This window comes from Rhizobium sp. AP16, from assembly GCF_000281735.1.
In the GTDB taxonomy this organism is placed as follows: domain Bacteria; phylum Pseudomonadota; class Alphaproteobacteria; order Rhizobiales; family Rhizobiaceae; genus Rhizobium; species Rhizobium rhizogenes.
Window position 1 is genome coordinate 101,092 of sequence record NZ_AJVM01000008.1, and the last position, 23,182, is coordinate 124,273.

Genomic DNA, 23,182 nt, shown 5'->3' on the forward strand with positions numbered 1-23,182 from the left:
TAGCGTTTGCGAGTGGATTGGGTGATGGCAGAAAAACAGTTGGCGTATCGCGCAAGCGGAAACGACGGGTTCTTTGCGGATGATGATCCGCTCGCCGAACTCGCCCGCATCGTCGGTTTCGAGCCGCGGCCTGCCGCCCAGGCGGCACCTGCGGCTCAACGGCAAGAGCCGGCCTTCGATCTCGAAGACGAGCTCCTGCGGGAATTCGAGCGCTATGATGCGCCTCGTTTGAGTCCTGCGAATGACATTCCGGTCTTGCCGGAAGATCAGCCCTTCGCTGGTGAGGCCGAACTGTCGCGTCCCGCCGAGCCGGCAATCGCTGAACCTCAGCCTGTCGAATTGCAGCAGCAACCTGCGCCGGCGATTAAGCCGACCGTCGGTGCGCGCGATCTGATCGACGAACTTGAGATGTCGATCGCGCCGGCATTGCAGGCCGCCCCGGCTCCACAGCCAACCCCAGTCCCGCAACCTGTTGCTCCGCCGGTCGTCAAGCCGACGCCGCAGCACGCTGCGGCCACTGTACGTTTGCCAATTGCCAATTTCACCGTGGCGCCTCCGTCCACACAGGCAACGCCCGTCGTCCCGGCTCCCGTGGCTGCGCCGGTCGCTCAAGCACAGCCAATCGTCGATGCGCTCGATTTTGAATTGCCGACGATGGGGGATGCTCGGAGCGTCGAGCCCGTCGCGGTTCAGCCGGTCGCCAAGGCGCCGGAACCAGTCAAGCCGGCAAGCTTTGATGCGGCGGCTCTTTCTGCCGAGATCGACGACCTGTTGGCCGATGTCGACCGCTATCCCGTTCCTGCCAGAGGCAATGAGCCGGCGGCAAGGGTCGAGCCGGATTTCGATATTTTTGCCTCGCAGCCCACAACACCGGCAGTTTCTACCGTAGAAGCTTTTGTCGCTCCGGTGGCCTCCGTCGCCCCGCAACGCGAAGAGCCGAAGCCGATCTTGCTGGAGGATGAAGACCCCTTCGCCGGCGAGGACTTCGAATTCGATCTCGCTGATATCGAGATGGAGCTTGCCGAACTTGATTTGGCGGAAGCGAATAAGTCAGTTCCCGTCACGCCGCCGACGCCCGCACCGGCCGTTGCGTCGCAGCCTGCGCCGATCGTTTCGAGAGCCACACCTGTAGTGCCGGCTCCGGTGGCTGCTGTTGCCGCGCCGTTCGTCGCGGAAACCCCGCGGCCTGCGCCGGTCCAGCCTCCCGTTGTTGCAGCCGCGCCAATTGTTGCAAAGGCAGCGCCGACGCTCGATATCGATCAGGCTTTGCCTTTCGACCCGTCGGAGATCTCCGATACGGAAGACCGTGTCGAGACCTTCGAAGGCTCGCATGTTCCGAACCTGCCGCCTGTCGAACCGGAAGCGCCGATCGCGGTTCCCTCGGAATATGATTTCGATATCGATGCCGAGATGGCGAGCCTGTTCGGCACGCCCGCCAAGGAAGCTGCTCCCGAGCCGATCAAGCAGGCTGCTGCCGCTCTCGGCGGTGCAATGGCTGCTGCCTCCTGGTCGAAGAATGCGGCGGCACAGCCTGTTGCCGCAGCCGCCAAACAGCCTGTCGAAGAGTTCGACGAGTTCGAGCGGGCGTTGGAAGAAGATTTCCGCCGCAGCTACCGCGAGGCATCCAGTCCGGTCGAGAATGTCGCCCGCATGACGCTGAACCCGGCCGTGCAGGCCATCCGGCGTCCGGCGCGTTCGTTCCGCGGCATGGCAACCGCCGCCGCGCTCATTGCGGTTCTCGGCCTCGGCGCCTATGGCGTTTATGGCTGGGTTCGTCATGGTTCGCCGATTTCGAGCTTCTCCGGTGAGCCGCGTGTGATCACGGCCGATGCCGAACCGATCAAGGTCGCTCCGGAAAATCCGGGCGGAACCGTTGTGCCGAATCAGGACAAGGCCGTCTACGACCGCGTCGCCGGTGATGGCGCCGCCGCGCCGAAGCAGAAGCAGCTTGTGTCTTCCAATGAGCAGCCGGTGGATGTCGTCCAGAAGACGTTGATCCCTGAAGCTGTTTCGCCCGATGATGGCAGTGCCGATCAGGTCACGCCGACGCCAGTTGGTGAAACTCAGGATCCGCGGCTGTTGCCGAGCCAGAGCGGCGATAATGCCGATATGGCCGCCAATGATGACGGACAGGTTCCGTCGGTCTCGCCGCGCAAGGTTCGCACGATGATCGTAAAGCCTGACGGCTCGCTGGTTGCTCGCGAAGAGCCGGCCGTCGACAAGACCACGACGGCAGCAGCTCCGGCTTTGGCGCCGAAGGCGGCAGCGGCCAAGCCGGCTACCGACAATCAGGTAGCCTCCGCCGATCTTCGTCCGGCCAGCACGGATACGCAGGTATCGCAACCGGCTGATGCCAATGATGCTGCCAGTGCCGAGAGCACGCCGATCCGCGTCGTCAAGACCACTCCGCTTCCGACCGCGCGCCCGGCACAGCAGCCGGCCAAGACGGCGGCTGTGGCTACCCAGAACGTCGCTCCCCACCCGACACAGGCCCAGCCGAAGCCGCAGCAGGTTGCTTCGGCAAGCCCGGCCGCAACGCAGGCAACTCCGGTCGCCTCGGCAAGTGCCGGCGGCGCCTATGGCGTGCAGATTGCCTCGCTGCCTTCCGAGGCCGAAGCACAGCGGTCGCAGGCGAACCTGAAGACGAAGTTCGCCAGTGTCATCGGCGGCCACCCGCTTGAAATCCGCAAGGCCGATATCGCCGGCAAGGGCACCTACTATCGCGTCCGTGTCGTCGCCGGTTCCAAGGATGATGCTGCCGACCTCTGCGTACGCTTACGTGCCGCAGGCGGCACCTGCCTGATCTCGAAATAAAAGATCAGAGCACGGGATATCAGCTGAAAACGGCGGGCGAGAGCCCGCCGTTTTCCTTTGAACCGGCTTCTTTTTATGTATCTCGCCTTGACGTGCTTCGCATTTCACGAAGCGGCCGCTATGATTCGGACATGACCGAATCAAAATCCATGATCCTCGGCTGTAGCGGCCATTCCATCACACCCGAAGAGCGTTCCTTCTATCAGGCGGAACAGCCATGGGGCTTCATCCTTTTCGGACGCAATATTTCCGAGCCGGCGCAGATCGCCGATCTCGTCGCGTCCCTGCGCGATAGCGTCGGTCGCGATGCGCCTGTTTTCATCGACCAGGAAGGGGGCAGGGTGCAGCGTATCCGTCCGCCGATCCTGCCGCATTATCCCTCCGGCCAGGCGCTGGGCGATATCTATCGCCAGAACCGCGAGCAGGGCCTGCGCGCTGCCTGGCTGATGTCGCGGCTCCATGCCTTCGACCTTCTGAAATTCGGCATCAATGCCGATTGCCTGCCGGTGCTCGACGTGCCGGTTGAAGGGTCAAGCAATGTTATCGGCAACCGCGCCTATGGCGGTGATCCTGTCACAGTGACCGAAATGGGCCGCGCTGCTGCCGATGGTCTTAAGGCCGGCGGCGTCCTGCCGGTGATGAAGCATATGCCGGGCCACGGTCGCGGCTTTGCCGATTCGCACCATGAATTGCCGGTCGTCACGGTGTCCCGCGCCGAGCTGGAAGCCCATGATTTTCCGCCCTTCGTCGCGCTCAAGGACGAACTGATGGCGATGACCTGCCATGTCGTCTTTACCGACATCGATCCCGCCAATCCGGCGACGACCTCGCGCAAGGTCATCGAGGAGATCATCCGCGGCCATATCGGCTTCAAGGGCTTGCTTCTCTCCGATGATAGCTCGATGAATGCGCTGGCCGGTACGATCGGCGAGCGGGCGGCGAATATTGTTGCCGGCGGATGCGATATCGTGCTGCATTGCAATGGTATCATGGACGAGATGCAGCAGGTGGTGCGCAACGTGCCGATCCTGAGCGGCGGCGCGCTTGAGCGGGCCAAAGCGGTGGAAGCAGCTTTCGGTTATGATGACGGTGCGGACGAAGCGTCGATTCGCGCTGAATTCGATGCGATGTTTGCGGTGGCTTAGGACCGAACTCCGGGGATCTGACGGGTGAACAAGGTGAGCGGCACGGAAAAGAGCCAACAGGCGGCAGCGCCGATGGACAAGCTGTGGCAGGACGGCAATGGCGAGCGCGGCATGCATGAGCCAACCATGCTCGTCGATATCGCCGGCTTTGAAGGCCCGCTCGACCTGTTGCTGCATCTTGCCCGCACCCAGAAGGTCGATCTGTCGCGCATCTCCGTGCTGGCACTGGTCGAGCAATATCTGTTGTTCATCGATACCGCCCGGCGAATCCGCATCGAGCTTGCCGCCGATTATCTCGTCATGGCCGCTTGGCTTGCCTACCTCAAGTCGAAGCTGCTCATTCCGCAGCAGAGCAAGGAAGACGGCCCGAGCGGCGAGGAAATGGCTGCAACGCTCGCCTTCCGCCTGAAGCGCCTTGAAGCCATGCGCGATGCGGCGACGGGTCTCGTCAACCGCAACCGTCTCGGCCGCGACATCTTCGTGCGCGGCGCGCCGGAACACATTCCGGATCGGCGCCGGTCCGCCTATGACGCTAGCCTCTACGATCTTCTGACCGCCTATGCCGGCCTGCGCCAACGCCAGGCCGTCACACAGGTGACGATCGAGCGACGCCAGGTCTGGTCGTTGGGTGATGCCCGTACAATCCTCAACCGGATGATCGGCGAGATCACCGACTGGACGGCTCTGGAGCATTATCTGCTGCGCTATATGACCAGTCCCAGCGAGCGCGTCACCGCCATCGCCAGCGCTTTCGCCGCCTCGCTGGAGCTTGCGCGCGAAGGCAAGCTGGAAATTCGCCAGGAGGGCGCATTCCAACCGCTTTACATGCGGCGCGGGCCGAAGCATGACGTCGATGAACTCGAGGCTGCGGAATAGGTGCGGGTGTGAGCGGTCCTGATAACGATCAGCACATGGATGACGATGCGGTCGCGCCGGCGATCGATGAGCGCGCTCTGCGTGAAGCCGAACGTATCGCCGAGGCGCTGGTCTTTGCCTCCGCCCAGCCGGTTTCGGAAGGTTTTATAGCCGAGCGGGTGGCGCAGGGCGTCAATATCAGCTCCATCATGCAGCGTCTGAAGGCCGATTATGCGATGCGCGGCGTCAATCTGATCCAGGTCGACGGTGCCTGGGCCTTTCGCACGGCCGCCGATCTTTCCTTCGTCATCCGCCGCGATGATAACGAGGCGCGGAAACTGTCGCGCGCTGCGCTCGAAGTCCTGGCGATCATCGCCTATCACCAACCGGTGACCCGCGCCGAGATCGAGGACATCAGGGGCGTGCAGACCTCCAAGGGTACGCTCGACGTGCTGATGGAGTCCGGCTGGGTTCGTTTTCGCGGTCGCCGGCGCACGCCCGGCCGGCCGGTGACGCTCGGTACAACAAGGGATTTCCTTGATCATTTCGGTCTGGAGGAGTTGCGCGACTTGCCCGGCCTTGAGGAGTTGAAGGGGGCAGGCCTGCTTTCCGGCCGGATCCCGGCCAATTTCAACGTGCCGTCGCCGCTGATGAGTGATGAATTGACCGAAGATGAGGATCCGATCACGCAGATGGATCTGGAGGAGCTCGGCCTCCTGGCGCCGGGTGGCGCTTCGGACGATTGAGCTCAAAATCGGCACTCTTGGCATGTTTTGGGCCGCTTGCTGGCCCATAAAGCTTTTTTCAAAACAATAGCCCAAGCCTCTGTTTCGCCATTAGCTGATGCGAATATGGAGCTCATTCTCCGAGTTGGAGACGTTTGGCTATTGCATTGTCGCTCGCTATCCCCATAAGCGTCGATGCAGTACATTTTGGTGTTTGAAAAACATTCACAAACGTCTTACATCGGGAAGACACTGAAATCGGAGTTATCGCAATGGGTTCTCTAAGCATTTGGCACTGGCTGATCGTCCTGGCCATCGCGCTGTTGTTGTTCGGCCGTGGAAAGATCCCGGAGCTGATGGGTGACGTCGCCAAGGGCATCAAGAGCTTCAAAAAAGGCATGAACGACGACGAAGAGACGCCGCCGCCGGCGCAGTCGACAACGTCCCGTACCGTCGAACACAAGGCCGACGAGTCGAAGTAATCATGTCGGGCGCGTCAGGGGCTGAAATGCTCGCTGTCGGCCCAGGAGCCTTTTTATGTTCGATATAGGCTGGTCCGAGCTGCTGATTATCGCCGTGGTGGCGCTTGTGGTCATTGGCCCGAAGGAATTGCCGGCGACGTTACGAACGATTGGCAAGATGACGGCGCGGGCTCGGAAAATGGCGGGTGAGTTTCGCTCGCAGTTCGACGAGGCCATGCGTGAAGCCGAGCTGGACGACGTACGCCAGACGATCTCGGATGCCCAGAAGCTTAATCCGGTCAATTCATTGCGTGAAGCAATGAACCCGTTGCGGCAGATGGGCAACGATATCAAGGCGGATCTGCAGCGTTCGACGACGTCGGACAGCCCTGCTGCCACATCGACCCCCGCTGAACCGGTTTCCGAACCATCCATGGGACTGCCGGAAACGCCGTCCGTCGCCCCCGCGATTGGCGGAGCGCCTACGGTGGTCGCGCCTACACCTGTTGCCGCCGCGCAGGAAACGCCTGCAAAGCCGAAGGCCGTGCGCAAGCCGCGGGCAAAGGCACCCGCCAAGACGGAAGAGGTCGCTGTCGCGGTGGTCGATACGCCGATCGTCGCGGAAAAGCCGAGGCGTGCGCCGCGCAAGGTCGCCGTGGTTGCCCCTGAGGCTCCCGTTGTCGCGGCTCCCAAGAAGCGTGTCGCGGCCGCCAAGACCACGCCGGTCGCCAAAGCAACGCCTAAAAAGAAGGATAAGGCATGACGGGCGACATTGACGATAAGCCGCAGCCGCTTATCGAACACCTCATGGAACTGCGCACGCGGCTGATCTGGTCGCTGGTGACGTTTTTCATCGCCTTCATCGCTTGCTTCGCCGTTGCCAAGCATCTCTTCAACTATCTGGTTTATCCCTATAAATGGGCTGTCGTCTGGGCGCATCTCGATGTCTCCAAGGCCGAGCTGATCTACACCGCGCCGCAGGAATTCTTCTTCACGCAGGTGAAGGTCGCCATGTTCGGCGCCTTGGTCATCGCTTTCCCGGTCATCGCCGCGCAGATCTACAAATTTGTGGCGCCCGGCCTCTACAAGAACGAGCGTGGCGCCTTCCTGCCGTTCCTGATAGCATCGCCGATCTTGTTTATCATGGGCGCGGCGCTGGTTTATTTCTTCTTTGCTCCCATGGTCATGTGGTTCTTCCTGAAGATGCAGCAGGTGCCGGCCGACGGTCAGATCGGCATCGCGCTGCTGCCGAAGGTCTCGGAATATCTGAGCCTGATCATGACGCTGGTCTTCTCCTTCGGCCTCGTTTTCCAATTACCCGTCATCACCACGCTGCTTGCGCGCGTGGGTCTGCTGACATCGACCTGGCTGGCGGAAAAACGCAAATTCGCGATCGTCTTCGCCTTCATCGTTGCCGCCGTGCTGACGCCGCCGGATCCGATGTCCCAGATCGGCCTTGCAGTGCCGACGATCATTCTCTACGAGATTTCCATCTACGCGGCGCGACTCGTGGAACGCCAGCGTGCCCGGCAGACGGCTGAGGAGAATGACGAGAATTCCGATGTCGCCAAGACGGATAGTGTCTGAGCGGCGGGTCGGAAACGTCCTTCCACAAGGGTTTGCCAATTCGATCTCCGACCGAACTCTCGGTCGGAGCTGTAGTCATGTCTAACGACCTGGAACGACGATGCTTGATATCAAATGGATCCGTGAGAATGCCGAGGTTTTGGATGCAGCGCTTGCCAAGCGCGGTGCCGAGCCTTTGTCGCAAGGCCTCATCGCGCTCGACGAGAAGCGCCGCTCCATTATCCAGTCCGTCCAAGATATGCAGTCTCGCCGCAATGCCGCCTCGAAGGAGATCGGCGCTGCCATGGCGCAGAAAAACACCGAGCTTGCCGAGAAATTGAAGGGCGAAGTCGCCGACATCAAGACGTCGCTTCCGGCTGCGGAAGAGGAAGAGCGCGTGCTGACCGCTGAGCTCAACGACGCCCTGTCGCGTATCCCCAATATTCCGCTCGATGACGTGCCGGTCGGCAAGGACGAACACGACAATGTCGTCAAGCACTCCTGGGGCGCCAAGCCGGCCTGGAACCATAAGCCGAAAGAGCATTACGAAATCGGCGAAGAGCTCGGCTACATGGATTTCGAACGAGCTGCCAAGCTCTCCGGTTCGCGCTTCACCGTGTTGACCTCGCAGCTCGCCCGCCTGGAACGGGCACTCGGACAGTTCATGCTCGACCTGCATACCAGCGAGCATGGCTATACCGAAGTCAGCTCGCCGTTGATGGTGCGTGACGAGGCGATGTTCGGCACCGGCCAGTTGCCGAAATTTGCCGAGGATTCGTTCAGGACCACGGGTGGCCACTGGCTGATCCCGACCGCCGAAGTGACGCTCACCAACCTTGTTTCCGGCGATATCCTCGACCAGGAGAAGTTGCCGTTGCGCTTCACCGCGCTGACGCCGTCTTTCCGCTCGGAAGCGGGTTCCGCCGGTCGCGATACGCGCGGCATGCTGCGCCAGCATCAGTTCTGGAAATGCGAGCTCGTGTCGATCACCGATGCCGAAAGCTCGATTGCCGAGCATGAGCGCATGACCGCCTGCGCCGAGGAAGTATTGAAGCGTCTCGGCCTGCATTATCGCGTCATGACGCTCTCGACCGGCGACATGGGGTTCGGCGCCCGCAAGACCTACGACCTCGAAGTCTGGCTGCCGGGGCAGGATACCTATCGCGAAATCTCCTCCTGCTCGGTCTGCGGCGATTTCCAGGCCCGACGCATGAATGCGCGTTATCGCGGTAAGGACGACAAGGGCACGAAATTCGTGCACACGCTCAATGGTTCCGGCACCGCGGTTGGCCGCTGCCTGATCGCGGTTCTCGAGAATTATCTGAACGACGACGGCTCGGTGACTGTACCCGACGTACTGCTGCCATATATGGGTGGTCTGAAAAGGATCGAGCGGGCAGCGTAAATAAGCGAGTGGGGCGATGCGGATACTTCTGACCAATGACGACGGCATTCATGCCGAAGGGCTGGCAGCGTTGGAGCGTATCGCCCGCACCATGTCGGACGATGTCTGGATTGTCGCGCCGGAAACGGATCAGAGCGGGCTTGCCCATTCGCTGAGCCTTTCCGAGCCGCTGCGTCTGCGTAAGGTCTCCGACAAGCACTATGCGCTGCGCGGCACGCCGACGGATTGTGTCATCATGGGTATCCGCCAGGTCATGGACATCAAGCCGGACCTGATCCTGTCGGGTGTTAATTCCGGTTCCAACGTTGCCGACGACGTCACTTATTCCGGAACGATCGCCGGCGCGATCGAGGGCACGCTGCAGGGCGTGCGCTCCTTTGCCCTGAGCCAGGCCTATGTGCACGAGAACGGCACACGCGTCGTTCCCTGGGAGGTGGTCGAGGCGCATGCGCCGGCGCTCCTCGGCAAGCTCATCGATATCGACCTGCCGGATGGCACTTTCCTAAATCTGAACTTCCCGAACTGCCGGCCGGACGAAGTCTCCGGCACCGAAGTTACGGCGCAGGGCAATCTCGCCTTCAATCTGCAGGTGGACGAGCGCGCCGATGGCCGTGGCTTTCCCTATTATTGGCTGCGCTTCGGCGAGCGCAGCGGCATCTTTCGCCCCGGCACCGATATCCACGCACTGAAACAAAATCGTATTTCGGTAACTCCTTTGAAACTCGATTTGACGGATTATTCGGTGCAAGACCGCGTGGCGCGGGCGCTTGGGCATGGAGTAGCGGATTGACACCTCGGTTGGTCGAGAAGGAAGGCTTCGCAGCCGTTGTGCTGCGTCTGCGGGCCGAAGGCATACTGGATATCGATCTGATGACGGCCGTCGAGCAGACGCCGCGCCTGCCGTTCGTGCCGCTGCAATTTACCGATGACGCCTATTCTAGCCGGACGATCCCGATCGAGTGCGGGGCCTTCATGGAAGGCATCGATCTCGTGGTTCGCATTCTGCACAGTCTGAAGATCAAGCCGGGCCACCGCGTTCTCGAAATCGGCACCGGCAGCGGCTTCACCGCCGCCGTCATGGCGCGCATTGTCGAGCGGGTGCTGACGGTCGATCGCTACAAGACCCTGACGACGGCCGCGCAGCAGCGCATGGATACGCTCGGCTTGCGCAACGTCATCATCCGTCAAGCGGACGGCAGCGTCGGTCTGCCGGGCGAGGGCACCTTCGATCGCATCGTGGTGACATCGGCCTTTACCGCTATGCCGCGTTTCTACGCCGATCAATTGGTGTCCGGCGGGTCGATGATCGCGCCGCTGATGCTTTCGGACGATGTTTGCCGCATGGTGCGTCTCACCAAGACCGGCAGCCGCTTCGAGCGCGAGGAACTCTTCGACGTTCCGTATCAGCCGATCGTCCCGATGCTCGCCTCTTATCTTTAAGACCAAATTTGGATCGAAATGCCCGGCGCATTCCGCATGCGCGGCGGATTCATTTTCTATGGTTAGCAATTCCTCAAAAAAACACATGTGGTGCCAGTGCTTTAACCGCATGGTAAGATTAACGCGCTTTAATCGACCCATAAACAGTTGCGTCTCAAGTGGGTCGAGTCATGGGTTTCAGTCTTTCGTCAAACTTCGGTAAATCGGCAGGGAAAGTCCTGGTGGCCATTCTCCTGGCGAGCACAGCGACAGCTTGCAGTTCAGACACGACGCGCTTCGGCGGGCTCTTCGCTGGCTCGCCGGATCGGACGACGACAGGTTCCATCAATCGCGGTGGGTCGAGCAACCTGGATGATAGCGCCGTACCGAGGGCAGATGTTGCCCAGGGCGGCGGTCAGCAACAGGATTATTCGCAGCAGAACGCGCCAGCCGCGCGGACTTATCCGAATTCTCCGGCCGGCTACAATCCTTCCTACTCCAGCGCCCGCGTATCGACCGCTCCGGTCGCGATCCAGCGTTCCGATCTGGCGGCCCCGACGGCCTCTGCGGCACCGGCCCGTTCGCGCGGAGTGTCCAATTCCGAAGATCAGGCGCTCGCTCAGCCTCTGCCGGCATCCCGTGGCAGGCAGGCGGCGTCCCGTATGGAGCCGGCTTTGGCTTCGGACACGACGTCGGCTGGTACGCTGAAGGCGCCTTCCACTTCGACGACTTCTTCAGGCTGGACGACGGTCAACGCACCAAGTGTTACCCTGCAGCAGGGCGAAAACATCGATCTCCTGTCACGTCGGTACGGTGTGCCGGCAAAGGAAATCCTGCGCGCCAATGGCTTGAGAAACAGCGCCGGCGCCCAGCCCGGTCAGCAGATCATCATTCCGACCATGAACGGCGCAGGGGGGTCGAGCCCGGCGAAGGTTGCTTCGGAGGCGACCGATCTTTCCAGGGGCGGCAAGATGCCTGGTCCAGCCAAGGCTCCCGAGCAGGACGCCGCCGTGCTGCCGTCCAACGGCCAGTTACGCGGCAAGTCGCAGGCCGGCCTCGCCGATCCGAACAAGCTCGCCGCCGGCAACGGCAAGGGTCCGCTGCCGAAGGGCGACGGCACCTATGTCGTCAAGCCGGGTGACTCGCTCGCCAGGATTGCCCGCAACACCGGCGTCAGTGTCGATGAGTTGAAGCAGGCAAACCGTATGAAGTCGGGTGAGGGCGTCCGCGTCGGACAGGCTCTGAAACTGCCGCATGCCGGTGCCGACCCGATCAGAACCGCCTCCATCGAGCCGCAGAAGTCTGCCGCCAAGTCGCTCGCTGAACAGAAGGAAGTTGCCGAAGCTCCGGTAACCAAGGCGAACGCCAAGGCCGCCGCCGCTGAAACGGCAGCAAAGGCAGCGCCCAAGGCTGCCGCTGACGCCGCACCGGATGCGGCCAAGCCGCAGGCTGTTGCAAGTGCTGCGCCGACGCAGTCCGTCAGCGACGCCGCGACCAAATCCGACGTCTCGGCTGACGCACCGGAAGCAACCGGTATCGGCAAATATCGCTGGCCGGTTCGTGGTGCGGTCATCGCCGGCTACGGCTCCAACGTCAACGGCAGCCGCAACGACGGTATCGACATCTCCGTTCCCGAAGGCACGCCGATCAAAGCTGCCGAAAACGGTGTCGTCATCTATGCAGGCAACGGCCTGAAAGAGCTTGGCAACACGGTTCTCGTCCGCCACGACGACGGCACGGTTACGGTCTACGGCCATGCGGACGCACTCAGCGTTGCTCGCGGCCAGAAGGTCCAGCGCGGTCAGACGCTTGCCACCTCCGGCATGAGCGGCGACGTCAAGCAACCGCAGCTTCACTTCGAAGTCCGCAAGAATTCGGCCCCGGTCAACCCAATGACCTTCCTTGAATAGGTAGTGCGTCTCAAGGAGTCTGCAAAAAGCCCGGTCACCGCCGGGCTTTTTGTCGTTTGAGGCCTTTGGAAAACGCGATCAGTCCCGTTCGAGCACGATCCTCTGCCGTCCGGCGAGGTCCTGGATATATTGCCAGGCCACGCGTCCGGAGCGGGCGCCGCGGGTGGTGGCCCATTCCAGCGCTTCATGGTGCATCTGGGCGCGCTCGAGGCTGAGCTTGAAGTGATCGGCATAGGCATCGATCATCTGCAGATAGTCTTCCTGGCTGCATTTGTGGAAGCCGAGCCAGAGGCCGAAGCGGTCGGAAAGGGAAACCTTTTCCTCGACGGCTTCCGACGGATTGATGGCCGTCGATTGCTCGTTCTCCATCATGTTGCGCGGCAGCAGGTGGCGGCGGTTGGACGTTGCATAGAACAGCACATTGTCCGGCCGTCCTTCCACACCGCCATCGAGCGCCGCCTTGAGCGACTTGTAGGCGGTATCGTCATGGTCGAAGGAGAGGTCGTCGCAGAAGAGAATGATGCGGTGCGGTGCGGTTTTCAGAATATCGAGCAGCGCGGGCAGCGAGGAGATATCCTCGCGGTGGACTTCGATCAGCTTCAGTGAAATCCCGGTGGCGCGGCGCACGTCCTCATGCACGGCCTTGACGAGCGAGGACTTGCCCATGCCGCGCGCGCCCCAGAGCAGGACGTTGTTGGCGGCGAAGCCTTCGGCGAAGCGCAGCGTGTTCTCGTGGAGGATATCGCGCACATGATCGACACCGCGAATAAGGGTAAGCGCCACGCGGTTCGGCCGCGAAACCGGTTGTAAATGTAGCCGGGTAGGCGCCCAGACGAAGCAGTCGGCGGCGCTCCAGTCGTTGACGGCGGGCGGCGGGCCCGCCAGGCGTTCGAGCGCATCGGCAAGACGGCGGACTTCCGCAAGGATCAGGGCGTTTTGATTTTCGATCACCATTTTTCCTCCAGAACGTTAGTCAAGAAAGTTGTAAAATGCACCTCGTTCTGTCGGGTATCATGCTCCTCTTGGGGCTGAAAGGCTAAGAGGCCGGGAAAACGGTACGGTTCGCGGCTGTTTTTGTTGCAATCGCTATGATCGCAACTATATTCCGGCAACCTGACGCGGGCCCCGTTCCCGCAAGGAGTTCAAGGGAGTTTTTGATGTTTGTCACCAACGCATATGCGCAGAGCGCAACAGATTCAGCCGCGAGCGTCTTCGGCGGTTCCGGCTTTGAAATGATCATCCTGTTTGTGCCGCTGATGGTCGTTTGGTATTTCCTCCTCATCCGTCCGCAGCGCGCGCAGGCGAAGAAGCGTGACGAGATCCTGAAGAACATTCGCCGCGGCGATCAGGTCGTCACGGGCGGCGGCATCGTCGGCAAGGTCACCAAGGTTGTCGACGACAAGGAGCTGGAAGTGGAAATCGCTGAAGGCGTGAAAATCCGCGTCGTCCGCAGCGCCATTTCGGAAGTGCGCGTCAAGGGCGAGCCCGTCAAGGCAGACGCCGCATAAGAACTTGATGAGAGGGCCGGCCGGCAAGGCTCGCCCTCCTTGTGCATGGCTTCGAAAATCGGAATCGACTTTCGGACGGGATTGTGCGCAAATTCAAAGTGTTACTGCGTCCTTTGCATGCCGTGGCGCATGCGGGACGCAGTAAGAAAAGACCAAACTCGAGAGAGCGATGCTGCACGTCTCCTGGTGGAAGACCGTCCTGATCTGGTTCGCCGTTCTCTTGAGCGTTCTCTTTGCCGTGCCCAATCTGCTTAACGAGCAGCGGCTTGCTTCCTTCCCGAACTGGTTTGCGCAACGAAAGGTCGAGCTTGGTCTCGATCTCAAGGGCGGCTCGCATATCATGCTCAAGATCGAGCGTGACGATGTCGTCAGAAACCGCTTGGAGACTGTCGTCGGCGACATCAGCGCCAGACTGCGTACCGTCAATATTCCCTATTCCGGTTTGACGGGCACCGGTCAGAAGATCCAGTTGCGCATCAACGACCCCGCCCAGGTGCAGGCAGCCGTCAATGCCTTGAAGCCGATTACCGATGCGGCTTCCGGCAAGCCGGAAGCTACCCTATCGCAGGGCGACAATGGTGCGCTTAGCATTGATATCACCGACGCCGGTATCAAAGACGGTCTGTCCGCCGCTGTGACCCGGTCGCTCAAGGTCATCAGCAATCGCATCGTGCAACTCGATGTCGGCGAACCGCTGATCCGTCGGCAGGGTGCCGACCGTATCGTGATACAGGTGCCGGGTCTTGGCGATCCACAGCGCCTGAAGAACCTCCTGAACCAGCCCGCCGAGCTCAGCTTCCGCCTGGTCGATTCATCGATGCCGGTACAGGATGCCATGAATGGCCGTCCGCCGGCCGGTTCGGAAGTGCTGTTTTCCGAGGATGATCCGCCAGCCGGCTATCTTCTGCAAAAGCAGCCCCTTCTTTCGAATATCGACTTTGCCGATGCCGCGGCGGTGTCGAACACTCAGAACAACGACGGCAATGTCACAGTCAAGCTGACGCCGGAGGCGACCGGCCGCTTTGCGCAAGCAACGGCCGCCAATCTCGGCAAAGTCATCGCCGTCGTGCTTGACGGTCAGGTCCTTTCATCAGCGTCGTTAAAAAACGCGATCACCACCGGTGAGATCAATATTCCCGGCGACTTCACGGCCCAGGGCGCGCAGGATCTGTCCGTCATGCTGAAATCCGGGCCGCTGCCGGCGACGCTGACCACTGTCGAGGAACGGACCATCGAGCCCGGTCTCGGTAACGAGACGATGCGCTCCGGCGTCATGGCCTGCGTCATTGCAGCGATCTTCGTCGCGGCACTGATGATCGGCTTTTATGGACTGCTCGGCGTTGCCGCGACGATCGCGCTCATTATCAACATCGTCATGGTTCTGGCGCTGATGGGAGTATTCGGCATCACGCTGACGTTGCCAGGCATCGCTGCAATCGTGCTGATCATCGGTATGGCTCTTGACGCCAATGTGTTGATCTATGAGCGCGTCCGGGAGGAAGAAAAGAAGACCCATCTTCTCGTCGACGCTCTGCGCCACGGTTTCAACAGGGCGGTATCCACAGTTGCCGATGCCAATTTCACGGTGCTCATCATCGCGGCCATCCTGTTTTATGTCAGCAGCGGTGCAGTGCGCGGCTTCGCCGCGACGCTGATCGTCGGCGTCTTCACCACTTTCTTCACTGCTTGTTTTGTCACGCGATCGCTCGTCAGTGCCTGGATTTCGCATCGCAAACCGCGCGTGCTGCTGGCCGGCGTTCGCAGCGGCATTTTCGATGGCGCCAATATCCGCTTCATGGGCATCCGCCGTTACACATTCACGGTTTCGGCGGCATTATCAGTGGCGACCTTGCTTGCATTTGCAGCAGTCGGCATGCATCTCGGCATCGATTTCACCGGCGGATCGATCATCGAGGTTCGCGCCAAGCAGGGCGTTGCCGACACCGCCGATATTCAAGCGCGCTTGCAGGAGACTATTCCGGGTGACGTTCAGGTCGAACGGCTGGATGACCGGCTAGGGGCCGTGATCCGCGTGCATGCGCAGGAGGGCGGCGAGAATGCCGAACAATCCGCCCTGACCCTCGTTCGCGATGAACTGAGCAAGGACTATGATTTTTCCCGCGTTGAAGTGGTCGGCCCCTCCGTTTCCGGCGAAATCACCAAGACGGCTTCGCTCGCCGTTCTGGCGGCGCTGGCAGCGATCCTTATTTACATCTGGGTGCGGTTCGAATGGCAGTTCGCAGTCGGCGCGATTATCGCGACGCTGCATGACGTGATCCTGACGCTCGGCCTTTTCGTGTTGACCGGCATGGAATTCAACATGACCGGCATTGCAGCGCTCCTGACCATTGTCGGCTATTCGCTGAACGACACGGTCGTGGTCTATGACCGTATGCGGGAGAATCTGAGGCGTTATTCGCAGATGCCATTGCCGATCCTGATCGACGCTTCGATCAATCAGACATTGTCGCGCACGGTTCTGACATCCGCGACGACGTTGTTGGCGCTGCTCGCGCTCTATATATTCGGCGGCGAGGTGATCCGCTCCTTCACCTTCGTCCTGCTCTTCGGCGTCGCGGTCGGCACTTTCTCGTCGATCTATATTGCGGCGCCGGTCCTGATCGTCTTCAAGCTGCGCCCGGATAAATTCCAGGCCGGTGGCGAAAGCAAGGGCCACGCAGGGAGCGACATGCAATCAGAAAAACCAGCGGTGTGACAGAGTGGCAAAAGGTATAGAAATCCGAAGCGCGCATTTTCCCGGCCGCGCGCCGATCGACGCTTACGGCAATGGTGGTTTCCGCTTTGCTGACATGTCGCATCGCGGCTCGCTGCTTTGCCTGCCCTCCGGCATCTATGGTTGGGACATGACGATGGAGGATGCGCTGACTTCAGCGCATTTCCAGAGGGTGCTCGACGAAGCCGCCCAGATCGAAGTGCTTCTGGTCGGCACCGGCACGGAGCTGCGCCCACTGCCGGCGGAATTGAAGACGGCGCTGCGCGCCAGGCAGATTTCCTCCGATCCGATGAGCACGGGGGCTGCTGTGCGTACATTCAATATCATGCTGTCCGAGTCGCGTGCTGTGGCCGCGGCACTGATTGCCGTTTGACGAAAGATCGGGCCAAGCATGACGACAGACGCTGCGCCCCGTAGCAACCAGGATCTTTGCCTGGCGACGCTTCGCGACACCGACCGTGATCGCTATCTCGCCTGCCTTCTGGCACCGGAGGACAAACGCGGCGCTCTTGCGGCGCTCTATGCCTTCAACGCCGAGCTGGCGCGCATTCGCGATCTTGTGCACGAGCCGCTGCCGGGCGAGGTACGCATGCAATATTGGCGCGATCTGCTCGAAGGGCAGGCGCATGGATCGAGCGCGGCCAATCCGGTCGCCGCTGAACTGCTCACGACGATCGACCAATACCGCCTGCCAACGCAGACGCTGATCGACATGATCGATGCGCGCATTTTCGACCTCTACGACGATCCGATGGAGACGCGCGGCACGCTGGAAGGCTATGCCGGCGAGACCGCCTCGGCGCTGATCCAGCTTGCAAGTCTGGTGTTGTCGGCCGAAGACGCCCGTCGTTCCGCCGATGCCGCCGGCCATGCCGGCGTGGCGCAGGCGATTGCCGGGCTGCTGCTGCTTACGCCGCTGCACCGTCGTCGCGGCCAGCTTTATCTGCCGCTGGAAATCCTGACGGCGACCGGTCTCGATCGCGACACATTCCTCACCGGTGAGGACAAGCTGCGGATATCGGCGGCCATCGAAGCTTTCGCCGGCCTTGGGCGGGAGCATCTGGCGAAGGCAAGGGCTGCCGGCAGTATTTCGCCCGCGGTATTTCCAGCCTTCCTGCCGGTAGTCCTGGCCGAGCCTGTGCTGAAGCGCGCTCAAAAGCTGGGCGCCAGGGTGTTCGATCAAGCCTTCCAGCCGCCGCAGTGGCGCCGGCAGATGCGTATGGCGCTTGCTGCCATGACGAAGAAAATCTGAAATCGACCAAGTTCGCGCAAGTCTCGAGGTTTATGGAGATTGCCGAACTGCCGCCCGTATTCCTGGAGGAGCCGCCATGGGCATTATCGTCTGGTGTACACTCTTTGCGATCGTCGTCTTCTTTGCCTTCTTTATAGCGCGCATGACGTCGCAGAATAAGGAAGACGGTTTGCACGATACCGGTCTTGCCATTCTTGAATTCGGGCGCGCCTTTCCGACGGAAGCGATCCGGCAATTGCAGACGACGGCGAATGGCCAGGCGGTGTTCGTGCGCCTGCATGACGACAAGGCCGGCTTCATGCGCAGCCTGCGCAATCACTACAGCGTTCATCTGATAGAACCGGGCAGGGCGCGCGCCAAGGATTCGGGGAGCGGCCGTGGCTTGACGATCGATTTCCTCGACGCCCCGCATCACAATGGCACGTTCGAATTCGCGACCTCGGCGGAGGCCGCCGAAGTGTCGCTTTGGCTGCTTGGAAATTATGTTGCTGGCGAAGATCTCAAACCGTCGACACTGATGCCGACGGCAAAGGCTTGAGAAAACCTCACGCGCTCTCGGCGACCACAGGCGGCTGGAAGACCGGCGCCTGAACGCCCAGCCATGCGGCACAATCTGCGAGTGCCCGCTTGGCGATCAGTTGCCGCTTCATGATCGTCTTATCCTTGCCGCGGAAGCGCTTGACGCCTTCCGGCTTGACGATCGAACCTGGTTCCAGCTCCGGGAACAGCCCGAAATTGATGTTCATCGGCTGGAAGGAGCGCTTGCCGGGCTCTTCGTCGGACACGATATGGCCGCCGGTGATATGGCTGAGCAGCGATCCCAGCGCCGTGGTGGCGGGCGGCACGGACGGTGCCTCGCCCTTGCGCTCGGCGGCAGCGAAACGGCCGGCGAGCAGGCCGATGCTGGCGCTCTCGACATAGCCCTCGCAGCCGGTGATCTGGCCAGCGAAGCGCAGGCCCGGCCGGGACTTCAGTGTTAGCGAGCGATCGAGCAGGGTTGGTGAATTGATATAGGTGTTGCGGTGCAGGCCGCCGAGGCGCGCGAATTCGGCATTCTCAAGGCCCGGGATCAGCCGGAAGATCTCGGCCTGTGCGCCATATTTCAGCTTCGTCTGGAAGCCGACCATGTTGTAGAGCGTGCCGAGCGCATTGTCCTGGCGCAGCTGCACCACCGCATAGGCCTTGACGGTCGGGTTATGGGCGTTGGTCAGGCCCATCGGCTTCATCGGCCCGTGGCGTAGCGTCTCGCGTCCGCGCTCGGCCATGACCTCGATCGGCAAGCAGCCGTCGAAATAGGGCGTGCCTTCCCACTCCTTGAAGCCGACGGCATCGCCGGCGATCAATGCATCGAGGAAGGCATTGTATTGAGCTTGGTCCATCGGGCAGTTGATATAGTCCTTGCCCGTGCCGCCCGGCCCGACCTTATCGTAGCGGGACTGATACCAGCAAATGTCCATGTTGATGCTGTCGCGATAGACGATCGGCGCAATGGCGTCAAAAAAGGCAAGTGCATCCGCGCCGGTTTCGGCCTGGATGGCGCTGGCGAGCCCAGGTGCCGTCAGCGGACCGGTTGCGATGATCGCCTGATCCCATTCTTGCGGCGGCAAGCCCTCTATCTCCTCGCGCACCACGGTGATCAGCGGATGGCTGTCGATCGCTTGCGTGACTGCTGCGGAAAATCCGTCGCGGTCCACCGCCAACGCGCCGCCGGCCGGAACCTGGTGCTTGTCGGCACAGGCCATGATCAATGAACCCGCCAGGCGCATTTCCGCATGGATGACTCCGACCGCATTGCTGGTCGCATCGTCGGAGCGGAAGGAGTTGGAGCAGACGAGTTCCGCGAGATCGTCGGTCTTGTGCGCTTCGGTGCCGCGCACGCCGCGCATTTCATGCAGGATGACCGGTACGCCGGCGCTGGCGATCTGCCAGGCGGCTTCGGAGCCGGCGAGGCCGCCGCCGATTACATGGATGGGAGAAAAGGAGCTGGTCTTTGTCATGGGCGCGTCATTATCACGGGCAGGCCGATGATCCAATTGGTTTACGCAAGGCCCGGAATCAAAAACGGCGCCGAAAGGCGCCGTCTTGAGGCAGTCCGTTCAGTCCGTTGCGATTAACGGAAAGAACGGGAAGCGATGTTGCGGATTTCGTAACGGCTAACGCCGATGTCCGACAGGGTCTGGCTGGAAAGGTTGCCGAGTTCGTTCAGAGTGCGGCGGTAGCTGATCCAGTTCTTAGCAATGCGAATCGGGTTCATGGTCTTGTCCTCAAGTAGTCAGTTGCGAGCGGCGCGATTGCCGCCTCAGCGCTTGAGATACATATATACATAAGGGCGCCGATTTTGCAGTGCGAATAAAAAGCATCTGCTATGCATTTGTGCAATGTGACGCCTAAAAAGCCATCAGCGCCTAAATTTTATCCGACATGCGCGTGGCGAATGGCTTGGAAGGAGCCTGCCAATTGTGCAGGTGCGAATAGCGCGCAAAAAGAACGCCCGTCGCGGTTGTCCGCAACGGGCGTTGTGAGGCTGTCGCTGTTGGGCGAAGCCAGTCCGGCGATTAGCGGCCGGTGGCTTCGCGAGCTACGCGATGGATGTCAGAACGGTCGATGCCGAGGTCGTGCAGTTCGCGGGTGCTCATGCGGCCGAGTTCGGTAACGGTCTGACGATACTTGCGCCAGTTGTTGAAAGAGCGGGTCAGGTTCATCGTAATTCCCTTTCGAGGGTTTGGAGATCGGCGGTTCCGCGAATGGTTCCGGCCTCGATCTAATGGATTTAAATATATTGTTGCGGCGCGAAAACTAAAAGCGCGAATGCTTCATGTCACCTATGCATAAAGTGCAATCCTCAAGGGCGTTCTGCCTAAGATGATGGCTGCTTTATGTGCATATCACGGCGGCGTGACGGCGGCTCTCGGATCGTTTATTCGACCAAATATAAGTACTTACGCCCAGTTGGCGGGCAATTGCCCGGATATTGTCCGCGTCCTGCCATGATCCTTGAGCTCTTTCGAACCATATTGTGTCGAAAAGATCGCTGAGGGCGGGTCGACGAAAATTTCGCGCCTTGCGGCTCTCGTGTCGGCTCGCCTTGCGTCGTCACGATGAAAAATGACTCACGGACGAGAATTGATGATCTTCAGGGAGCTAAACGATTTAATCGGGGTAAAAAATAACGCCCACCGCGGGAGGAGGATGCGGTGGGCGTCATTTGTGGTGATTGACGACTGGGAGGAGGAGTGTCGTCAATCTATCGGAGTGCACTGGGAGGAGGAGTGTGCGGCCCCGAATTCCATATGAGAAAATCATTCCTCAGGCTCTTTCCAGCTTGCGCCGAAGCGGCGCGCCACTGCCCTCCTTTGATGGGATATCAATAGTATGACTTTTGAATTTTGTGCAACGCAATAATTTCATGGGAGGTATGTTGGTTGCGCATGTCTTTGTCGAGCTTTGCGCACCAGCGAACATAATGGCGAATGGAGTCTTAATGCTGCATTAATATGAGACGGTTCGCCGGCAATTTTCAGGAGGCGGGATGCGGGCATGTGGCCTCGATTGCATTCCATTATGGGATAGGACACGTTGAGGTAAGGGAATCGCAGTCGGGAGCGCGCGATGTATCGGGGTAGGCTTGAGCGTGATCTGAAGATCTGGGTCGACAAGGGGCTGGTCGATGCGCCGGCGGCCTCGGCTATCCTGGGCGAATATGACAGCCGGCCCGCAAGCTTCAGCGCCGGTCGCGTGCTGACTGTGATGGCGGCGCTCTTGGTCGGTGCAGCGATTCTGCTCTTCGTCGCCTCGAATTGGGAAGCGATTCCAAGGATCGTCCGCCTGCTCGGGCTCGTCGCGCTGATCTGGGCGTTTTATCTTGGCGCCGCCTATCTGTTTGCCCGTGGCCGCGCGACTATCGCCTCGGCATTGCTGATTCTGGGGACAATGACCTTCGGCGGCGCCATGTCGCTGGTCGGCCAGATGTACAATATATCCGGCGATGTGCTGACGATGATGATCGTCTGGTTCGCAGCCGCCGGTATTGCCGCAGCGCTGTTTCGTTCGTCTGCGCAGGTGGCTCTTGCCGGTTTTCTCGCATGGGGCTTCTGCGGCTTCTATCTCTCGGATCACTCCGATGAGTGGTACGGTGTCATGCCCTGGGTTCCGCCGATCATGGCGGCGATCATCATCGTTCTCGTTCGATATGTCGATGTGCCCCGGGCGCGGCATCTCGCTTATCTCATGCTGGTCGGTTGGTTGACATGGCTTTTCGCGCAGTATGAGGGCCTGCACGCTGCCATCTTGCTGGCCGCTGCGGGCTTGATCGCCTTCCTGGCGGTTAGCCTTCCGGTTTCGCCCTTGGCGCGGATCGCCCGGACGGCAGGCGCGGCACCCGCCTTCTATGCTTTCCTTGTGGGTGCCATCGGACTCCTGGCGATCCACGGAGAGATTTCCGGCGGTTTTTTTGAGAATGACATCTGGGTTCAAAACAAGCTGCCGCTCGTCGTGCTCGCCTTTATAACGTTGGCAAGCGCGATCATCGCGATCATTCTCGGCGGTCGCGACAATGGTGCCCTGCGTTATCTCGCCTATTTCGTCTTTGCCTGCGAGATCCTCTATCTCGCGAATGAAACGGTCGGCTCGATCATCGGCACGTCGGGCTTTTTCCTGATCAGCGGCATGCTGGTTGCGATTGCCGCCTGGCTGGTCATCCGGCTGGAGCGGCGATTTTCCCATGGTGACGGGCAGGGGGACAAGGCATGACGTTGATCGCTGATACGAAAGCCACCGGCGGCAGTTTCGCGCGCCGCATGTGGATCGCCGCTATTATCGTTGCCGCCCTACAGACGGTCGTGCTCGGCTATATGGTTGGCGAACGGGCCTGGGGCTTGAGAAGCGGTGTCGAAGTTTTGCTGAAAACAGCGCCGGTCGATCCGCGCGATCTACTGCGTGGCGACTACGTCACCTTGAACTACGATATCTCCCGGGTTCCCATCTCGACGCTGGTGGACGGCCCGCCGAAGAAGGGCCTGAATGCTCCGATCCTGTCCGTTCGCCTGAAGAAGCAGGACGACGGTTACTGGGGCATTGTCGAATCATCATTTGGAGCGCTCGATCCGAAGCCTGACACGGTCGTCCTCAAAAGCTTGCCTTTCGTCGGTTATGTTTTCGATAGCGAGCCGACCGATCCGTCGCAGGCGATGATCGGGGTTACCTATGGCATTGAGCGCTATTACGTGCCCGAAGGCCAGGGGCGCGATATCGAGAGTGCGCGCAACGAACATCGCGTCGCGATTGCTGCCCGCGTCTCGTCCGATGGTGTTGCCCATATCCGAAGCCTGCTTCTCGACGGCAAACCGCTGTATGAAGAGCCGCTTTATTGACCGGCTTGCACTATAAAAC

At 60.6% G+C, this 23,182-nt stretch carries 22 protein-coding genes; 18 read left to right on the plus strand and 4 right to left on the minus strand.

Annotated features, from left to right (window positions below):
- Nucleotides 1-24 precede the first annotated feature (24 nt).
- From PMI03_RS06105 to PMI03_RS06155, 11 genes are all read left to right on the plus strand, one after another.
- A complete protein-coding gene (locus PMI03_RS06105) occupies nucleotides 25-2,814 on the plus strand; it encodes an SPOR domain-containing protein (RefSeq protein WP_007690945.1) in 2,790 nt (929 codons plus the stop codon).
- Nucleotides 2,815-2,945: 131 nt separating this feature from the next.
- Nucleotides 2,946-3,959 (plus strand): beta-N-acetylhexosaminidase, encoded by a 1,014-nt coding sequence (gene nagZ, locus PMI03_RS06110; protein WP_007690947.1) that lies wholly within the window; start codon nucleotides 2,946-2,948, stop codon nucleotides 3,957-3,959.
- Nucleotides 3,960-3,983: 24 nt separating this feature from the next.
- Nucleotides 3,984-4,835: a ScpA family protein gene (locus tag PMI03_RS06115; RefSeq protein ID WP_007690950.1), complete on the plus strand. Its 852-nt coding sequence runs from the start codon at nucleotides 3,984-3,986 to the stop codon at nucleotides 4,833-4,835.
- A gap of 35 nt (nucleotides 4,836-4,870) precedes the next feature.
- A complete protein-coding gene (gene scpB / locus PMI03_RS06120) occupies nucleotides 4,871-5,560 on the plus strand; it encodes an SMC-Scp complex subunit ScpB (RefSeq protein ID WP_012651309.1) in 690 nt (229 codons plus the stop codon).
- Between the two features lie 251 nt (nucleotides 5,561-5,811).
- Nucleotides 5,812-6,021, plus strand: coding sequence for a twin-arginine translocase TatA/TatE family subunit (locus PMI03_RS06125; RefSeq protein WP_007690954.1), 210 nt, complete (start codon nucleotides 5,812-5,814; stop codon nucleotides 6,019-6,021).
- A 55-nt stretch (nucleotides 6,022-6,076) separates the two neighbouring features.
- The gene (tatB, locus tag PMI03_RS06130) at nucleotides 6,077-6,763 is read left to right on the plus strand and encodes a Sec-independent protein translocase protein TatB (protein ID WP_007690956.1); all 687 of its coding nucleotides are present in this window, start codon (nucleotides 6,077-6,079) and stop codon (nucleotides 6,761-6,763) included.
- Nucleotides 6,760-7,587 (plus strand): twin-arginine translocase subunit TatC, encoded by an 828-nt coding sequence (gene tatC, locus PMI03_RS06135; RefSeq protein WP_007690958.1) that lies wholly within the window; start codon nucleotides 6,760-6,762, stop codon nucleotides 7,585-7,587. The genes tatB and tatC overlap by 4 nt, the downstream gene beginning before the upstream one ends.
- A 100-nt stretch (nucleotides 7,588-7,687) precedes the next feature.
- A complete protein-coding gene (gene serS / locus PMI03_RS06140; RefSeq protein ID WP_007690960.1) occupies nucleotides 7,688-8,971 on the plus strand; it encodes a serine--tRNA ligase in 1,284 nt (427 codons plus the stop codon).
- A 16-nt stretch (nucleotides 8,972-8,987) separates the two neighbouring features.
- Nucleotides 8,988-9,761, plus strand: a complete 774-nt coding sequence (gene surE / locus PMI03_RS06145) for a 5'/3'-nucleotidase SurE (protein ID WP_007690962.1) — start codon at nucleotides 8,988-8,990, stop codon at nucleotides 9,759-9,761.
- Entirely contained in the window at nucleotides 9,758-10,411 is a 654-nt protein-coding gene (locus PMI03_RS06150; protein ID WP_007690964.1) for a protein-L-isoaspartate(D-aspartate) O-methyltransferase, read from the plus strand. The genes surE and PMI03_RS06150 overlap by 4 nt, the downstream gene beginning before the upstream one ends.
- Nucleotides 10,412-10,581: 170 nt before the next feature.
- Complete coding sequence (locus PMI03_RS06155; RefSeq protein WP_007690966.1) at nucleotides 10,582-12,300, plus strand: peptidoglycan DD-metalloendopeptidase family protein; 1,719 nt, start codon at nucleotides 10,582-10,584, stop codon at nucleotides 12,298-12,300.
- 78 nt (nucleotides 12,301-12,378) lie between these two features.
- On the opposite strand, the gene PMI03_RS06160 is transcribed toward PMI03_RS06155, so the two are convergent.
- Nucleotides 12,379-13,254, minus strand: coding sequence for an ATP-binding protein (locus tag PMI03_RS06160; protein WP_007690969.1), 876 nt, complete (start codon nucleotides 13,252-13,254; stop codon nucleotides 12,379-12,381).
- Between the two features lie 203 nt (nucleotides 13,255-13,457).
- Between PMI03_RS06160 and yajC the strand changes: the two genes are divergently transcribed.
- The 5 genes from yajC to PMI03_RS06185 all read left to right on the plus strand — a co-directional run bounded on the left by yajC (nucleotide 13,458) and on the right by PMI03_RS06185 (nucleotide 18,332).
- Nucleotides 13,458-13,808, plus strand: a complete 351-nt coding sequence (yajC, locus tag PMI03_RS06165; RefSeq protein ID WP_007690971.1) for a preprotein translocase subunit YajC — start codon at nucleotides 13,458-13,460, stop codon at nucleotides 13,806-13,808.
- 169 nt (nucleotides 13,809-13,977) lie between these two features.
- Nucleotides 13,978-16,524 (plus strand): protein translocase subunit SecDF, encoded by a 2,547-nt coding sequence (secDF, locus tag PMI03_RS06170; protein ID WP_007690973.1) that lies wholly within the window; start codon nucleotides 13,978-13,980, stop codon nucleotides 16,522-16,524.
- 4 nt (nucleotides 16,525-16,528) lie between these two features.
- Nucleotides 16,529-16,915: an Mth938-like domain-containing protein gene (locus tag PMI03_RS06175; protein WP_012651316.1), complete on the plus strand. Its 387-nt coding sequence runs from the start codon at nucleotides 16,529-16,531 to the stop codon at nucleotides 16,913-16,915.
- Between the two features lie 18 nt (nucleotides 16,916-16,933).
- Nucleotides 16,934-17,794: a phytoene/squalene synthase family protein gene (locus PMI03_RS06180; RefSeq protein ID WP_007690978.1), complete on the plus strand. Its 861-nt coding sequence runs from the start codon at nucleotides 16,934-16,936 to the stop codon at nucleotides 17,792-17,794.
- Nucleotides 17,795-17,870: 76 nt separating this feature from the next.
- Nucleotides 17,871-18,332, plus strand: a complete 462-nt coding sequence (locus PMI03_RS06185) for a hypothetical protein (protein ID WP_007690980.1) — start codon at nucleotides 17,871-17,873, stop codon at nucleotides 18,330-18,332.
- Between the two features lie 7 nt (nucleotides 18,333-18,339).
- Here PMI03_RS06185 and trmFO read toward each other — a convergent pair whose 3' ends face one another.
- From trmFO to PMI03_RS30900, 3 genes are all read right to left on the minus strand, one after another.
- Nucleotides 18,340-19,791, minus strand: a complete 1,452-nt coding sequence (gene trmFO, locus PMI03_RS06190; protein ID WP_007690981.1) for a methylenetetrahydrofolate--tRNA-(uracil(54)-C(5))-methyltransferase (FADH(2)-oxidizing) TrmFO — start codon at nucleotides 19,789-19,791, stop codon at nucleotides 18,340-18,342.
- A 113-nt stretch (nucleotides 19,792-19,904) separates the two neighbouring features.
- Nucleotides 19,905-20,048, minus strand: a complete 144-nt coding sequence (locus tag PMI03_RS30895) for a DUF1127 domain-containing protein (protein ID WP_007690982.1) — start codon at nucleotides 20,046-20,048, stop codon at nucleotides 19,905-19,907.
- 301 nt (nucleotides 20,049-20,349) lie between these two features.
- Nucleotides 20,350-20,496, minus strand: coding sequence for a DUF1127 domain-containing protein (locus PMI03_RS30900; protein ID WP_007690983.1), 147 nt, complete (start codon nucleotides 20,494-20,496; stop codon nucleotides 20,350-20,352).
- Nucleotides 20,497-21,403: 907 nt separating this feature from the next.
- On the opposite strand from PMI03_RS30900, the gene PMI03_RS06195 reads away from it, so the two are divergent.
- Together PMI03_RS06195 and PMI03_RS06200 are read left to right on the plus strand one after the other, a co-directional pair.
- Complete coding sequence (locus tag PMI03_RS06195) at nucleotides 21,404-22,543, plus strand: DUF2157 domain-containing protein (RefSeq protein ID WP_007690984.1); 1,140 nt, start codon at nucleotides 21,404-21,406, stop codon at nucleotides 22,541-22,543.
- Nucleotides 22,540-23,163: a GDYXXLXY domain-containing protein gene (locus PMI03_RS06200; protein ID WP_007690985.1), complete on the plus strand. Its 624-nt coding sequence runs from the start codon at nucleotides 22,540-22,542 to the stop codon at nucleotides 23,161-23,163. Before PMI03_RS06195 ends, PMI03_RS06200 begins: the two co-directional genes overlap by 4 nt.
- The last annotated feature ends 19 nt before the right edge of the window (nucleotides 23,164-23,182 follow it).